12 protein-coding genes, 1 other RNA gene and 1 other annotated feature are annotated in these 16,479 nt (G+C 48.5%); of the genes, 11 read left to right on the top strand and 2 right to left on the bottom strand.

Going from position 1 to position 16,479, the window contains the following annotated elements; all coding sequences use genetic code 11:
- Nucleotides 1–43: 43 nt before the first annotated feature.
- The 7 genes from QMA04_RS08675 (at nucleotide 44) to dtd (ending at nucleotide 8,247) form a co-directional block, all read left to right on the top strand.
- Entirely contained in the window at nucleotides 44–397 is a 354-nt protein-coding gene (locus tag QMA04_RS08675) for a LapA family protein (RefSeq protein ID WP_203339786.1), read from the top strand.
- An 84-nt stretch (nucleotides 398–481) separates the two neighbouring features.
- Nucleotides 482–2,824: a single-stranded-DNA-specific exonuclease RecJ gene (recJ, locus tag QMA04_RS08670; RefSeq protein WP_290185140.1), complete on the top strand. Its 2,343-nt coding sequence runs from the start codon at nucleotides 482–484 to the stop codon at nucleotides 2,822–2,824.
- Complete coding sequence (locus QMA04_RS08665) at nucleotides 2,815–3,327, top strand: adenine phosphoribosyltransferase (RefSeq protein WP_290185138.1); 513 nt, start codon at nucleotides 2,815–2,817, stop codon at nucleotides 3,325–3,327. Before recJ ends, QMA04_RS08665 begins: the two co-directional genes overlap by 10 nt.
- 93 nt (nucleotides 3,328–3,420) lie before the next feature.
- Entirely contained in the window at nucleotides 3,421–4,974 is a 1,554-nt protein-coding gene (locus tag QMA04_RS08660; RefSeq protein ID WP_290185136.1) for a glycosyl hydrolase family 28-related protein, read from the top strand.
- A 25-nt stretch (nucleotides 4,975–4,999) separates the two neighbouring features.
- A complete protein-coding gene (locus tag QMA04_RS08655) occupies nucleotides 5,000–5,524 on the top strand; it encodes a type 1 glutamine amidotransferase domain-containing protein (protein ID WP_290185134.1) in 525 nt (174 codons plus the stop codon).
- Between the two features lie 80 nt (nucleotides 5,525–5,604).
- Nucleotides 5,605–7,797 (top strand): RelA/SpoT family protein, encoded by a 2,193-nt coding sequence (locus QMA04_RS08650; protein WP_191715941.1) that lies wholly within the window; start codon nucleotides 5,605–5,607, stop codon nucleotides 7,795–7,797.
- Between the two features lie 9 nt (nucleotides 7,798–7,806).
- The gene (dtd, locus tag QMA04_RS08645; RefSeq protein WP_191715940.1) at nucleotides 7,807–8,247 is read left to right on the top strand and encodes a D-aminoacyl-tRNA deacylase; all 441 of its coding nucleotides are present in this window, start codon (nucleotides 7,807–7,809) and stop codon (nucleotides 8,245–8,247) included.
- 290 nt (nucleotides 8,248–8,537) lie between these two features.
- Here dtd and QMA04_RS08640 read toward each other — a convergent pair whose 3' ends face one another.
- Complete coding sequence (locus QMA04_RS08640; protein WP_290185130.1) at nucleotides 8,538–10,109, bottom strand: N-acetylmuramoyl-L-alanine amidase family protein; 1,572 nt, start codon at nucleotides 10,107–10,109, stop codon at nucleotides 8,538–8,540.
- Between the two features lie 301 nt (nucleotides 10,110–10,410).
- Nucleotides 10,411–10,650 (top strand) — a binding site (T-box leader).
- A 52-nt stretch (nucleotides 10,651–10,702) separates the two neighbouring features.
- Here QMA04_RS08640 and hisS point away from each other — a divergent pair.
- From hisS to QMA04_RS08620, 4 genes are all read left to right on the top strand, one after another.
- Entirely contained in the window at nucleotides 10,703–11,986 is a 1,284-nt protein-coding gene (gene hisS / locus QMA04_RS08635) for a histidine--tRNA ligase (RefSeq protein WP_290185128.1), read from the top strand.
- A gap of 2 nt (nucleotides 11,987–11,988) precedes the next feature.
- A complete protein-coding gene (gene aspS / locus QMA04_RS08630) occupies nucleotides 11,989–13,773 on the top strand; it encodes an aspartate--tRNA ligase (protein ID WP_290185126.1) in 1,785 nt (594 codons plus the stop codon).
- 44 nt (nucleotides 13,774–13,817) lie between these two features.
- A non-coding RNA gene (gene ssrS / locus QMA04_RS08625) (6S RNA) lies at nucleotides 13,818–14,000 on the top strand.
- A gap of 102 nt (nucleotides 14,001–14,102) precedes the next feature.
- On the top strand, nucleotides 14,103–14,867 hold the full coding sequence (locus tag QMA04_RS08620) for a tRNA threonylcarbamoyladenosine dehydratase (protein ID WP_191715936.1): 765 nt from the start codon (nucleotides 14,103–14,105) through the stop codon (nucleotides 14,865–14,867).
- A 107-nt stretch (nucleotides 14,868–14,974) separates the two neighbouring features.
- Here the strand turns inward: QMA04_RS08620 and QMA04_RS08615 are convergent, their stop codons facing one another.
- Nucleotides 14,975–16,264 (bottom strand): replication-associated recombination protein A, encoded by a 1,290-nt coding sequence (locus tag QMA04_RS08615; protein WP_290185123.1) that lies wholly within the window; start codon nucleotides 16,262–16,264, stop codon nucleotides 14,975–14,977.
- Between the last annotated feature and the right edge of the window lie 215 nt (nucleotides 16,265–16,479).

Raw genomic sequence — 16,479 nt, 5'->3', positions numbered from 1 at the left:
TATGACCTTGTTCCATTTTTTTATTTTGAGAGGAGAATCCACAATGAAATTACAATGGCTTATTTTAATTGGACTTGTATTTGCAGTAATTATTGCGGTGTTCGCCGTTGTCAACGTTGACGAAGTGCCTGTCAATTACGTATTTGGTGAAGCTGAATGGCCATTGATCCTGGTTATCCTGGCATCGGCATTGCTTGGATTTTTGCTCAGCGGTGTGTTGGCGATCATCCGCAACTACCAGATGCAACGTAAAGTAAAGGCGCTGCAAAAAGAAATGGCGGTCAAAGAAAGCCTGATTGCCACACAGCAAAATGAAATTGGGGAGTACCAGAAAGCCGGTGTAGTGCCGGAAGCCCAGGTCGTCACCAGCGAAGAACAGACTAAAGAGCAATTCTGAAAAATGAACCTTTCGGTGTAGTTGCCGAAAGGTTTTTGTCTGTGAATTTTTGCTGTATAATGAATCGGTGAGGAAGTGATACAGATGATTGAATCCAAAAAAAGATGGCGTTTGACGACGCCCAATGAACAGACAGTTGAGGAAATTCGGAAAGAATTGAATATATCGTCCGTATTGGCAAAAATTTTAGTGACGCGCGGACTGGATACTCCAGAAGAAGCCCGTACGTTCATGGAAATGGACGTCAGCGGCATACATAATCCATATTTGATGAAAGATATGGATGTGGCAGTCGAACGGATCCGTGGAGCCATCGATAAGCAGGAAAAAATTGTTGTCTATGGCGACTATGATGCGGATGGCGTTACAAGCACGACTGTCATGATGACTGTGTTGCAGGATTTAGGGGCTGATGTGTCCTTTATGATACCGAACCGATTTAAGCACGGATACGGTCCGAATACGGAGTTATTCCAACAGGCGTATGATAATGGCACAAAACTGATTGTGACTGTCGATAACGGCATCTCGGGCATTGAACAAGTCGATTTCGCCAATGGATTGGGAATGGACGTCATCATCAGCGACCACCACGATATCGGGGAGGCTTTGCCGAACGCGCTTGCGGTAGTCCATCCGCGCCATCCGGAAGGCAATTATCCGTTCGGAGAGTTGGCCGGTGTCGGCGTGGCATTTAAAATGGCACATGCCTTATATGAAGAAGTTCCTGATCATTTGATTGAACTGACAGCGATCGGTACGGTGGCCGACCTGGTTCCGCTTCACGGTGAAAACCGGTTGTTCGTCAAAGAAGGCTTGGCCGCATTGATTGATTCGCCGAGTCCGGCGGTTGTCGCGTTATGTGAAGTGGCGGGCATCAAGCAGCAGGACATTACGGAAGAAACGATCGGTTTCATGTTCGGCCCGCGCATCAATGCCATCGGCCGTCTGCAGGATGCGGATCCGGCTGTGCAGATGTTCCTGACTGATGATGCAGCAGAAGCGCGTTCACTGGCTTCCGGTCTGGACGTATTGAATAAAGAGCGTCAAGCCATCGTCAAGCAGATTTCAGAAGAAGCGATGCAGCAAGTGGAGCAGCGCTATCCGAACGGTTCACCACGTGTCATCGTGGTGGCTCAGGAAGGTTGGAATCCAGGAGTTGTCGGCATTGTTGCTTCGAAACTGACAGAGAAATTCTACCGTCCGTCGATTGTCTTGTCGCTGAATCCGGAAACCGGCAAAGCAAAAGGTTCGGCCCGCAGCATCGATGGTTTTCATTTGTATAACGAGCTCGCCAAGAACCGGGACATCCTGCCTCATTTTGGCGGGCACCCGATGGCAGCCGGTATGACCCTAGAAGCGAAAGATGTCGACGAATTGCGCGAACGGCTCAACAAACAAGCTGAAACCAGCCTGACGGAAGAAGACTTGCTGCCGGTCGTGGAGATCGATATTCCACTCCGTTTGGATGAAATTGATATTACAGCCATCGAATCCATGCGTCTTTTAGCGCCATACGGCATGGGCTTTGCCAAACCGAAGTTTTATCTGGAAGGCGTTAAAGTGGCATCTATCCGAAAAATCGGAGCCGCGCAAAATCACTTGAAGATGGAATTGACGCAGCATGCCGCTTCACTGAACGCTGTTGGTTTTGGTATCGGACCGGTCGGTGACGAGTTGACCCCTGATGTCAAGATCGACGTGATCGGTGATTTGCAGATCAATGAGTGGAACGGCCGCAAAAAGCCGCAGCTGATGGTGGAGGATGTCCGCACGGATCAATGGCAATTGTTTGATATCCGCGGCATCCGCCAAGTGTCGCGCTGGTCGAAGCTGATTCCTCAGGAAAATCAGGTTTACTTGGCTTTCAAAGATGAAACGCCGGCACTTTTCCAGTCATTCCTGCCGCAGCCGATCTGCATGGCTTCTCAATTGGATGAACTTCCCGGCAACAAACATCACTTGGTGCTGTTGGACTTGCCGGAATCGGAAGAACAATTGGCTGAAGTGCTGGCAAAATTGAAGCCGAAGCGCATCTACGCACATTTCCATGCCAAGGACTCTCAGTATTTTGAGCAGATTCCGACCCGTGAACAATTCAAATGGCTGTTTGCTTTCATCAAAAAACGCGGTACATTCGATTTCAATAAACATTGTGACGAACTGGCAAAACACAAAGGTTGGACGCGGGATGCATTATTTTTCATGCTGCAGGTGTTTTTTGAACTCGGTTTTGTTACACTTAACAATGGCGTTACCGAGATTGCACAATCGCCGAGCAAAAAGGATTTGTCGGAAGCGCCGATCTACAAAAAGCGCGAACAGCAGATTGCCCTGGAGCAGAAGCTTTTGTATGCGTCTTATAAAGATTTAAAAGAGTGGTTCGATGCGAAAGTGTCTGCCAAGGAGGAAGAAATATGGATTTGAAGAAGTACATCACTATTGTTGAAGATTGGCCGAAACCAGGAATCCAGTTTAAGGACATCACTTCGTTGATGGACAATGGAACTGCCTATAAGTATGCAACAGACCAGATCGTTGAATACGCAAAAAAAGTAAATGCTGAAATTATTGTAGGACCGGAAGCACGTGGATTCATCATTGGATGTCCAGTTGCTTATGCACTTGAGCTTGGCTTTGCCCCTGTCCGCAAAGAAGGAAAATTGCCGCGCGAAGTCATTCGTGCACAATATGGCCTTGAATACGGATCTGATGTGTTGACTATGCACAAAGACGCCATCAAACCGGGACAGCGCGTCCTGATCACTGATGACTTGCTTGCTACAGGCGGAACAATCGGCGCGACAATTAATCTGGTTGAAAAACTGGGCGGAATCGTCGTCGGCTGCGCATTTTTGATCGAACTGACTTATTTGGATGGCCGCAAGAACTTGGACGGCTATGACGTAACGACTTTAATGCAATATTAATAACGAATCTCTTCGCCTTTTGGGGCGGGGGGATTTTTTTCTAGCATCAAGGGTATGGATACATAATAACTGGATTGTGGAGGTGACGGGAAAATGAAACTGGAAAAAGATCACGACCCCCGATTAAATGCTGCATGGATCAGCCGATACTTGGACGATCGCACACCTCTTGAAAAAATTACCCGCGAAACTGAACAATTCTTTACAGCCATCAAAAAGGATTTTGCCCTCAGCGAACACGCACGGCGAAAAATGACGTTCACCGAAAGATTGTGGTCTTTTTTTGCTGAACCGTTCTCGATTGAAGATGAGCACAATTTTGGAACAAAAGTTGAAGGAAACCAGGCAGTGCCGGAATGGAAAGATCGGTTGGATGCCGAATACCGCAAACTTGGTGCGACGATTCAGCGCCGTGTCAATGTTCGGGATTACGGAGCTGTAGGAGACGGAGAAACGGATTGTACAGAAGCATTCAAAAAAGCTTTCGGCGCCGGGGCCGTGGAAGTGAAAGTCCCTGCAGGCGTTTTTGTAGTGGAGGGTTTGCGCTTGCCATCATGGACCCGTTTGGTCGGAGCAGGAAAAGGGCGTACCGTTTTAAAACTGCATCCGAAAGCTTCCCGAAAAACCCGGTTGCTGACCAACCGTAATTATGTATCCGGCAACCGCAATATTGCCGTGGAAAAACTGACTTTGGACTGGAATGTCGAGCGTCTCGGTGACATTGAAATGACCAGTGCTGGTGGAAACTATTCCAGTTGCCTGACCTATGCCCATGTCACATACGGTTGGGTCATAGACGTCGATGCGCTAAACCCTGGGCTTCATTGCTTCGATATTACGGCTTCATTATATAATTATGCAGGAGACGGCTTGCGCGGGAAACGCGGCAGCCGCTTTGTCTGGCTGGACGGGGTAACGGGATCAGGATTCGGCGATGATGGGCTGACGACGCACCACAGCGACTATATTTTCGTTTCCAACTCTCATTTCAGCGATCCAAGCGGACGGGCACATAAGCGTGGATTCTCCAACTCCAATGGTTTTGAAGTGGATGATGGCTCAAGACATGTCTGGCTTTCCGATAATTCCAGCACTCGTTGCTTTGGCGGAATTGAAATCAAAGCCCATGCCAATTCTTCTGCTGCTTCTGGTGTCCATATTTCAGGGCATCTGTCGGTCCATGACAACCGTTCATTCAATTTCCGTCATATCGGCCACCACAAAAAAGAAGATCCCGAATCGCGTTCGGCTTTCAATATCCGCGCTCAGCGGCTGGTGTCGATCGAACCGATCGAAACTGCCCTTTATGAAGGGTCTGCGCCCCGCTCGCTGGTTGTTTCAGGCTACCGCAATGTTGCCATCAACCGTTTTCTGTTTGTCGGAAACCCCGATTACGATTATAAACGGCAGCCGGCAGCCGCTATTCAATACCGGGCTGCCTGTGTTTTGCTGGCCAATGGCGTCGTGAGGGACTTCACGACCGCTGGAGCAGACCTATCGATTGCAGGAGGCGAACAAAGCGCGCGAAATGTCAGGGTTCAGAATCTTGTCAGCCTGGCTTCAGCGGAACAGGCTGTAACTGTTGGCAGAGGCAGTGAACTGGTGCAACTAGAGGGCATCAGAAAGCGCAGTTCTCATTTATTGTGAATCGATGCTAAAAGGAGGAAATACCATGAGATTAGCTGGAAAGAAAGTGCTTAGTTTTGTTCATCATGAATTTGAAGATTTGGAACTTTGGTATCCGATTTTAAGGCTCCGCGAAGAAGGTGCCCATGTCGACATTGCCGGGGAAGAAGCGGGCGTCAATTATATCGGCAAATATGGCGTTCCCGCAAAATCCGACATGACATACGGGGAAGCTCTTGCCAATCAATACGACGCGATTTTGGTTCCCGGCGGTTGGGCACCTGATAAAATCAGACGTTTTCCTGAGGTTTTGGAAATGGTTTGCCATATGGACGACCGGCAAAAGCCCATCGGCCAAATTTGCCATGCTGGTTGGGTGCTTATTTCCGCCAATATTTTAAACGGCCGAAAAGTCACCAGCACACCAGGCATAAAAGACGATATGGTCAACGCTGGCGCGGAGTGGCTGGATGAACCGGTTGTGGTCGACGGACACTTGGTATCAAGCCGTCGGCCGCCGGATCTGCCGGATTATCTCCGCGAATTCATTAAAGTGATTGAGAACAGCTAACAAAGCTTTACATTTAGCCACTTTGTTTTTTATAATAGAAAGATATACTTTTGGAAAAATTTAAAGCAAGGTGGGCAATTATGGCGAAAGATCTAGTGAGAACAGCTGAAGATGTATTCGAGATGGTTGCGTCTTATATGAATGCCGAACACGTGAAAACGATTAAGAAGGCGTACCAAGTTGCGTACGATGCCCACATGGGACAGTTCCGGAAATCGGGAGAACCTTATATTGTGCATCCGGTGCAGGTGGCTGGAATCCTGGCAGAGTTGCAGATGGATCCAGCTACCGTAGCAGCGGGCTTTTTGCATGATGTGGTTGAAGACACGGAAGTCAGCCGTGAAGACATCGTCCGTGATTTTGATGAAGAAGTGGCAATGCTGGTCGACGGCGTGACCAAGCTGAGCAAAATCAAGTATTTATCAAAAGAAGAACAGCAAGCGGAAAACCACCGCAAAATGTTTGTGGCAATGGCACAGGACATCCGTGTCATTTTGATCAAATTGGCTGACCGCCTGCACAATCTTCGGACATTGAAATACCAGTCTGTCGAAAAGCAGCGCATCAAAGCAAACGAGACACTGGAAATCTTTGCCCCGATTGCGCACCGCCTTGGAATCAACACCATCAAATGGGAATTGGAAGATACTGCGCTGCGTTACTTGAATCCCCAGCAGTATTACCGGATCGTCAATTTGATGAAAAAGAAACGGACCGAACGGGAAGAATATTTGAATAACGTCATGGGGGAGATTCGCACGCAGCTCGACGAAGTCGACATCAAAGCGGATCTTTTCGGGCGGCCGAAACACATTTACAGCATTTACCGGAAAATGGCGATGCAAAACAAGCAATTTAATGAAATCTATGATTTATTGGCTGTCCGCATTACGGTCGAAAGCATAAAGGACTGCTATGCGGTACTTGGGATCATCCATTCCACGTGGAAGCCGATGCCGGGCCGCTTCAAGGACTACATCGCCATGCCGAAACAAAACTTGTACCAGTCGCTTCATACCACGGTCATCGGGCCTCAAGGGGATCCATTGGAAGTGCAGATCCGTACAGAAGAAATGCACCGGATTGCCGAATACGGGGTAGCGGCGCATTGGGCTTACAAAGAAGGAAAAACCATCGACAAGCCGAAAAGCTCCGTCGATTCGCGCCTGTCCTGGTTCCGTGAAATTTTGGATTTCCAGAACGAATCCGATAACGCGGAAGAGTTCATGGAATCGCTCAAATACGACTTATTTTCCGATATGGTCTATGTCTTTTCGCCAAAAGGCGACGTCATCGAAATGCCGGCTGGATCTTGTCCAATCGATTTTGCTTACCGTGTCCATTCGGAAATCGGCAATAAAACCATCGGCGCCAAAATAAACGGCAAGATGGCACCGCTCGATACCGAATTGCATACAGGGGACATCGTTGAAATTTTGACGTCCAAGCAATCTTTCGGACCTAGCCGCGATTGGCTGAAAATCGCTAAATCGACACAGACCAAAAATAAGATCAAGCAATTCTTCAAAAAGCAATTGCGTGAAGACAACGTCCAAAAAGGCCGCGATTTGATCGAGAAAGAAATAAAATCGCAGGAGTTCCCGGTGAAAGAAGTGCTGGCCAACGAAAACATCAAGCGCGTCTGCGAGAAGTTCAATTTTGCGGGCGAAGACGATATGTACGCGGCGGTCGGCTTTAACGGCATCACGGCCCAGCAAGTCGTCAACCGATTGGCTGAAAAAATGCGCAAAAAGCGTGAGCAAGAAGAAGCCATCGAGAAAATCACCGTTGAAATGAAATCCAACACACCGAAAAAACAAACGGAATCAGGTGTCATCGTCAGAGGCATCGACAATATGATGATCCGCTTGTCCAAATGCTGCAACCCGGTGCCAGGAGACGATATCATCGGGTTCATCACCAAAGGCCGCGGGGTATCTGTACACCGCACCGATTGCCCGAATATCCATGCCGATGAAAACGATCGGCTGATTCCGGTTGAATGGGAAATCGACGGCGCAGGGGATAACAAATCCTATCAAATCGATATTGAAGTCCAGGCATACGACCGTACCGGTTTGATCAATGAAGTCATGCACATGGTCAGTGAAACGAAAACGACCATCACCGCAGTGAGCGGCCGTGCGGACAAAGACAAGATTGCAACGATCAACCTTTCCATTATGATTCCGCATATCACACACTTAAACCGTGTCGTTGAACGGATCAAATCGATCCCGGATGTATATTCGGTCGAGCGTGTGACGAATTAAGGAGGCACTATGAGAGTAGTTCTGCAACGTTCCAAAAAAGCATCAGTGACAGTCGATGGCGATATAACCGGAGCCATCAGTTCCGGATATGTGCTGCTCGTCGGCATCACTCATGAAGATACAGAAAAAGACGCTGATTATCTGGCCGGCAAAATTGCGCAGCTTCGCCTGTTTGAAGACGAAGAAGGCAAAATGAACCGTTCGATCCTCGACAATGGAGGCGAGATCCTGTCGATTTCCCAGTTCACGCTCTACGGCGACGTCAAAAAAGGACGCCGGCCAAGTTTCACGTCGGCTGCGCGACCGGAAACGGCTGAACCGCTTTGGCAGGCCTTTAACGACGCTTTGCGCCACCAAGGTCTCGTAGTCGAAACGGGCGTCTTCGGCGCTATGATGGACGTCCAATTGGTCAATGATGGCCCGGTGACGATTTTAGTGGAGTCTAAATAGAAAAATGTTGAGAAGTACGGGCGAAATGGCCTGTGCTTCTTTTTTTCGCTTGGATATAGGCGAATCCTGGGGTATACGCACGGATTGTGGCCGGATACGCTCGCTTTTTAAGAAATACGCACGTTCATAGGAAAATGCGCACGTTCAGCAGATTTTGCGCACGTTCAACAAGAAATACGCACGCAACGCAAAAATGCGCACAAAAAAAGCGCGGAGAAAAATTCTCCGCGCTTTTTTATCCCGCTTTTCTTCAGTGGAGGATGAAGAATCCCACTAATTAAAGTCTCTCTTTATTCGCCTAATTGGGCATCGAAATAATTGATGACGCCGGTGTAGAGGCCTAGCGCCGCTTGTTCTCTGAATTGATCGGTAGTCAGGACGCGTTCTTCGTTGAAGTTGCTCAGGAAGCCAAGTTCGACAAGAACGGCGGGCTGCCGGTTTTCACGGAGAACCAGGTAGTTGCCGCGTTGGACGCCCCGGTCATGCAAAGTCAATTTACCGCCAAGACCGGCATTCAGGTATTCGGCCAATTCTTTTTGGTAATCCTGCTGGTAATATGAGGTGAATCCAGAAATACTGCTGTCTTCAGTGGAATCGTAATGGATGCTGATAAAAGCATCTGCTCCAGCTTGGTGGCTTCCAGCTACACGTTTGCGGAGATCCACGTAAGTATCGGATTGCCGCGTCATGACGACTTCAGCACCTGCCGCGTTCAAATGGTGGGACAGGATTTCAGCTGTTTTCAGCGTCAATTCTTTTTCTTCTGTTTTGCGGACGCCGACTGTGCCGCCGTCATTTCCGCCATGCCCCGGATCAAGCACGATGGTGACGCCGTTCAACGTGCCTTTTTTGCGGTCAGGCACGTCTTTTTGTTCTTTTTCAACAATTGCTTCTTCTGCTGATACAACCCATTCAGCCACAAAGGCTTTTTGGCCGTCCGGCAATGAAACGTGGTACCATTCGCCTTGTTTATCGATCACCACTAATTCGTCACCGGCATTCGCGCGGCTGGCAACTTCGGATGCAGTCGTTGCCTCAGTCCGCAGATTCGTGCCGTCGGTTAGGATTGTGACAGACTCATTGGTGTCATTCGTTACCGTTTCTGCGGTCTGATCGGACAATTGGCCATGAAATGCATAGACCCAGCCGTTTTTCTCTTTGGCCAATTGGATTTCAACCCAATTGCCTGCCATGGAAACGACAGGGAAAACTTCACCTTTATTGACCGTCTGTTGAATCTTCGAGCTGAGGTCGGGTTTCGAGCGGACATTTAATGCACTGACAGCAATTTCAAAAGAAGAGACTTTGGAAAGCGCATCTTTTTTCTCTTCCGGCTTTTCTTCGTCAGCCGGCTGCTCTTTTTTCGCTGCTTCGTCGGTTACATTCAAATACTGTTTGGACACGAACCCTCGTGTGTTGCGGAAATCGATTTCAACCCAGTCACCGGCTGTGCTGATCACCTGGGCTTCGTCGCCGGCATTCATTTTCGTCAATACGGCCGCCGAGAGATCAGCCTGCGCACGGACATTCAAGCCATTGACGGATGAAACGGCTGTCTGGCCGGCGGCTGTCTGTTCCTCGCCTTCGCCGGTCGTTAGCCAAGAAGCGATCCAGCCTTCTTTGCCATCAACCTGAACTTCCAGCCAGTCACCTTCTTTTGAAAGGACAGAAGCGGTCTGCCCCTGCTCCAAATCACCGGTTACGCTGTAAGACAGGCCGGGGCCTGAGCGGATATTGACAGTTGTTCCGGTAATTTCGACAGAGCCATTGTCAGCTGATACATGGTCTTGGTCCAACAGCGGAAAGCTGCTGGCTATGAATAAAAAGAATAATATAAGTACGATTAACCATTTGTGTTTCATTCAATACCTCCTAAAACAAAGTTCTCTACAATAGTATCAAAAAACTGACGCCTTGTGTCAAAAAGGTTGACAAGCCTCCAGTGAGTTATTAAGATTGATTTATCCCGCTTTAACGGGCAGTAAGACTCCCACTTAAAAAAGATGGAGATCCACTGCCCGTAACAGTCCGATTGAGGCCGACAGGATGTCGGTTACATAGGCGTTGCCGCAGGATGCGGCGTTCTTAGCCTATGTTCCGCTTTTCTTCAGTGCGGGATAAAGAATCCTCACTGAGTGAAGTTTCTCTTTAATTATACTTATATATTTGCTGACGACGAAGAAAGTAATTGCATGATTTGGCTGAAAAGAGAAGGAAAGTCTTGGGCTGTAAACTTTCCTGCAGACAACTGCGATGAAAAACACTTTCGAGGCTTTTTTCTGAAAAGCGCATGCCGCCTATTAGGGAAAAACGGAACCGGCCGTTACCCGGAATGAGAGGATGCATCATTTTGCATCAACTAGGGTGGAACCGCGGAAGCTAATACAGGCTCTCGTCCCTTGCGTAAAGCAAGGGACGGGAGCTTTTTTGTATGGAAAAACAGAGGAGTGAAAACATGGCTAACATTCAAGCACCACGGGGCACTTACGACGTGCTGCCCGACCAATCCGCCAAATGGCAGGAAGTGGAACAAAAGATCAATGATTTATGCAGGCTTTATCAATACAAGGAAATCCGCACACCGATTTTTGAGCATACGGAATTATTCCAGCGCGGTGTCGGCGACACGACGGATATTGTCCAAAAGGAAATGTATACATTCCAGGACCGTGGCGACCGTTCGCTGACATTGCGTCCGGAAGGCACAGCTTCAGTTGTCCGGTCGTATGTAGAAAATAAATTATTCGGCATGCCGGACCAGCCGGTGAAATTATTCTATACCGGCCCGATGTTCCGCTATGAACGCCCGCAGGCTGGCCGCATGCGCCAATTTGTGCAATTTGGCGTTGAAGCGATCGGTTCGAAGGATCCTGCAATCGATGCAGAAGTAATTTCACTTGCAATGGACCTTTACCGTTCTGTCGGTCTGAAACAATTGCGTCTGGTCATCAATTCGCTTGGTGACACGGAAAGCCGTGTGGCGCACAAAGAGGCATTGATCAAGCACTTTGAACCAAGCATCAATGAATTCTGCGGTGACTGCCAAACACGCCTTGAGAAAAACCCTTTGCGCATCCTTGATTGCAAAGTGGACCGCAACCACCCGTTGATGGCGACTGCGCCGTCACTGGCTGATTATTTAAATGAAGAATCGCAGGCTTATTTCGATGAAGTGCAATCGTATCTGTTGAGCATGGACATCGACTTCGTAGTCGATCCCAACTTGGTGCGCGGCCTTGATTACTATAACCACACCGCCTTTGAAATCATGAGCGATGCAGAAGGTTTTGGCGCCATTACGACTTTGGCGGGCGGGGGACGCTATAACGGCCTTGTCGAAGATCTTGGCGGACCGGAATCTCCGGGGATCGGTTTTGCGATGAGCATCGAGCGCTTATTATTGGCGCTTGAAATGGAAAAAGTGGAAATCGGCCAATCCAATAACTTGGAAGTCTACGTCGTGGCGATGGACGAGTCGACGAAGAAAAAAGCTTTTTCAGTCGTTCGCGATCTGCGGATGAACGGCATTTCAGCGGATATGGATTTCACAGGCCGCAAAGTGAAAGCGCAGATGAAATCTGCAGACCGCAAAGGCGCCGGATTTGTCCTTGTCATCGGCGAAACGGAGCTGGAAAGCGGAAAAGTGGCATTGAAAGAAATGGCGACGGGTGAACAACAGGAAATGGCATTCGAAGAAATCGCTGGAACCATATTGAAAAAGAAATCACTGGAGGAATAGACATGTCAAGAACGCATTATTGTGGGGAAGTCAACGAAACTGTCATTGGACAACGTGTTACATTAAAAGGATGGGTACAAAAACGCCGGGACCTTGGCGGTTTGATCTTTGTCGACGTCCGTGACCGTTCAGGAATTGTCCAAGTGGTCTTCAATCCGGAAATTTCAACAGAAGCTGCTGCAATCGGTGAATCCCTGCGGAACGAATTCGTAGTCCACATCGACGGCTTAGTCGTGGCACGGGCACAAGGCCAGATCAACGCAGCCATGAAGACCGGGAAAATTGAAGTGCAGGTGGATCACGCAGCCATCATCAATGCAGCGAAAAACCCGCCGTTCGCCATCGACGACAATAACGATGTCAATGAAGATCTGCGCTTGAAATACCGTTATTTGGACTTGCGCCGACCGGCGATGTACGAAACGTTCAAAATGCGTTCAGACGTCACCAAATCGATCCGCCGCTTCTTGGATGAAGAAGGTTTCATTGAAGTCGAAACACCGATTTTGACGAAATCGACTCCTGAAGGCGCACGTGATTACCTGGTGCCAAGCCGTGTCCATGATGGGGAATTCTACGCCTTGCCGCAATCGCCGCAGCTTTTCAAGCAAATGCTGATGGTTTCCGGATTCGATAAATATTACCAGATTGCCCGTTGTTTCCGTGACGAAGATCTGCGTGCTGACCGCCAGCCGGAATTCACGCAAATCGATATGGAAATGAGCTTCCAGACGATGGAAGACATTATCGGAATGAATGAACGTTTAATGGTGCAAATGATGAAAGACGTCAAAAATATCGACATCGAACCGACTTTCCAGCGCATGAGCTACACAGAAGCGATGGACCGCTTTGGTTCTGATAAACCGGATGTCCGCTTCGGCCTGGAATTGGTCGATGTATCGGATTTGGTAAAAGATTCAGCATTCAAGGTTTTCACTGGTGCAATTGAAAATGGCGGCCAAGTGAAGCTGATCAACGTTAAAGGGCAAGCTGACAATTATTCACGCAAAGACATCGATGCACTGGGTGCATTCGCTGCAGTTTACGGAGCAAAAGGATTAGCTTGGCTGAAAGTTGAAGAAGAAGGCGTCAAAGGGCCGATTGCAAAATTCTTCGAAGGCGAAGCAGCAACTGCTTTGACCGAACGTGCAGAAGCGGAAGCAGGGGATTTATTGCTGTTTGTAGCTGATAAGAAAACGGTTGTCGCAGATGCGCTTGGCGCTCTTCGCTTGAAGTTCGGCAAAGAACTTGGCCTGATCGACAACTCGATCTACAAATTCCTTTGGATTACGGACTGGCCGCTATTGGAATACGATGACAAAGACGGCCGCTATTATGCAGCCCATCATCCTTTCACAATGCCATTCGAAGAAGACTTGGACAAATTGGCGACAGAACCGCAAAATGTCCGTGCACAAGCCTACGATCTTGTGTTGAACGGCTATGAATTGGGTGGGGGATCTTCGCGTATTTACCGCCGCGAAATTCAGGAGCAGATGTTTGAAGTACTGGGCTTCAGCAAAGAAGAAGCCAATGCGCAATTCGGTTTCCTTATGGAAGCTTTCGAATACGGAACGCCTCCGCATGGCGGGATTGCATTCGGCCTCGACCGTCTTGTTATGCTTCTTGCAGGGCGTACAAACTTGCGCGACACCATTGCTTTCCCGAAAACAGCTAGCGCCAGCGATTTGCTGACGGATGCGCCGAGCCCGGTTTCAGGTGCACAGCTTGATGAATTGAGCCTATCGTTGAACATTCAGAATAATAAAAAAGTATCAGAGTAAAAAGCTTGTCTAAATAAAAAAGGTGTGCTAACATACGTTTATAGAGAATCCTGATGTGTTCGTTTTAAGCAATTCGATTTTGACCCAACATTATGTCGTCGGGAGATCGGATTTCACCATGGCTAACATGCCTTAACGGGAAGTTATAAGTGGTGAAGAGGTCACCCACCTGCTTTCAGCGGGTTCAAACGATGCGCACCAACAAAGACGGCACGATTGGGATTCCTAATTAAAAAATCATTTTTATCCCTCCGGCAATTAATTGTCGGAGGGATTTTTATTGTGTATAATTCCTATTATGCGTATCAACTTTGAAAGGCAGTGGCTTAATGTTACACCAATTCTCCAGAAATGAATTAGCAGTAGGAAAAGAAGGAATCGATTTATTGAAAAACGCGACAGTCGCCATTCTTGGCATCGGAGGCGTAGGCTCATTTGCAGCAGAAGCATGCGCACGCAGCGGCGTCGGTACCATCATCCTAGTGGATAAAGACAATGTTGACATCACCAACATCAATCGCCAGTTGGTCGCCAATCTGTCCACTGTTGGGCAGTCAAAAGCAGGTGTCATGAAAGACCGCATTGCGGACATCAACACGGAATGCAAAGTAATTTCCTTGCATATGTTCTATACCGAAGAAACGTATGAGGAATTCTTCAGCTATAATCCGGACTATGTAATTGATGCCTCCGATACAATGATCTACAAAGTCCACTTGATGGAAGAATGCTATAAGCGCGGCATCAAAATCATCGCAAGCATGGGAGCGGCCAATAAAACCGACCCAACACGCTTCAAAATTGCGGATATTTCCAAGACACATACCGACCCACTTGCGAAAATCATCCGCAAGAAGCTGCGCCAAGCTGGAATCTACAAAGGCATTCCAGTTATCTTTTCGGATGAAAGCCCGATCATCGTCCGCGAAGATGTCGTAGAAAATGTCGGCAAGCCCGATGCAGCCATCCGCAAAGCGCAGATGCCGCCGTCCTCAAATGCCTTCACGCCATCGACAGTCGGCTTGATTGCAGCGAGCTGGGTAGTCAACGACATCACAAAGTCCATTCCCATCACGCGTGTCCGCATGAACTGACCAGCCGCCGGCTCTTAACCTTGAGCCGGCTTTTCTGTGCCGTTTTAAAGATTCCAGACAGAGAAAAAGCCATTTCCAACGAAGGAAATGGCTTTGCTAAGAGAGCATCATTTTTTATTTTTCCGGAAACTCTTCAGTTTTTCATAGATTCCGGCAAATTTCTTTTCTTCACCGGCGACGACCGGTTTGTAGAACTCTGCTGATTTTACTTCTTTCGGCAAATAGTCCTGATCGACCCAGCCCCCAAACGAACCAATCGGAGAGTCGTGAGGATAGCGGTAGCCGCCGTGCCCAAGTTCCGCACTGCCTGCGTAATGGGTATCACGCAGATGCAGCGGGATGTCGCCAACTTGGCCTTTGTTGATGGCTGCAGTGGCAGCATCGATTGCTTTGTATGCTGAATTGGATTTTTCGGACAAACACATTTCTGCTACAGCTTGGGCGAGCGGGATGCGCGCTTCAGGAAGGCCGAGCCGGTCTGCAGCCTGGCAAGCTGCCAGCACGTGTCCGCCGACTGCCGGATTGGCTAGCCCAATGTCTTCGTAGGCCATGACCAATAAGCGGCGTGTGACTGCCGTCAAATCTCCGTTTTCCAGCAGATGCGCCAAATAATACATAGCGGCATTGACATCGCTGCCGCGAACGGATTTTTGGAGGGCAGACAGCAGGTTGAAGAAGTGGGATCCTTTTTTGTCGCCGAATACGCCGACGCGCTTGATCATCTGTTCGACCATCTGGTCTTCCACGATGTATTTGCCATCGCGTTCATCAGAAGCGATGACGATCGACTCTAGCATCGTCAATGCTTTGCGTGCATCTCCGTTGGTGCCTTCTGCGATGCGTTCGACTTGTTTTGCAGAAATGGCGATTTCTTCACTGCCAAGGCCGCGCTTGGTGTCGGTCAAAGCCGCATTCAAGAGCTGAACGATATCTTCCTGCGTTAATCGCTTCAGCTGTTTGATTTCACCGCAGCGAGAGCGGATTGCGGGGTTGACATCATGGAATGGGTTTTCCGTCGTCGCACCGATGAGGACGATCGATCCACTTTCGACATGCGGAAGCAAAGCATCTTGCTGGAGTTTGTTGAAACGATGGATTTCATCCAAAAACAGCAAGACTTTCCCGGTCATCCGTGACTCGGTCACCACCTCTTCAACATCTTTCTTGCCGGAAGTGGTGGCGTTCAAGGCGATGAACGGCAAATTGGATGTGCCTGCGATCGCGTGGGCGATGGAGGTCTTGCCGATTCCAGGCTCACCGTATAGCAGCATAGACGGCACATGGCCGTTGCTGATCATTTTATAAAGAGCCGTATGCGGCCCGATAACATCTTTTTGTCCGACGACTTCGTCGATGGTGCGGGGGCGCATACGGAAAGCTAAAGGTTCGTTGTGCATAAGAAAACTCCTTCCGTACATTCGTTCTATCAGTATAGCGTTTGAAGTTTCAAAAGTCATTGCAAGTCCATTCGGCCCAATTTATGCTATACTGTTTTGAAGAATATCGGTGTTTGTTTAGCGTGGATCAGTTATTTATTATTAGCATTATTCTGCTAATTTCATCCTTTAAATCGGCTGTGCTTTTTGCAGAATTACTGGTGGCACAACTGATT

The organism is Planococcus sp. APC 3900 (assembly GCF_030407735.1).
Lineage (GTDB): Bacteria > Bacillota > Bacilli > Bacillales_A > Planococcaceae > Planococcus > Planococcus notacanthi.
Note: the sequence above shows the minus strand (reverse complement) of the source record. Positions and strands in the feature narration are given on the sequence as shown.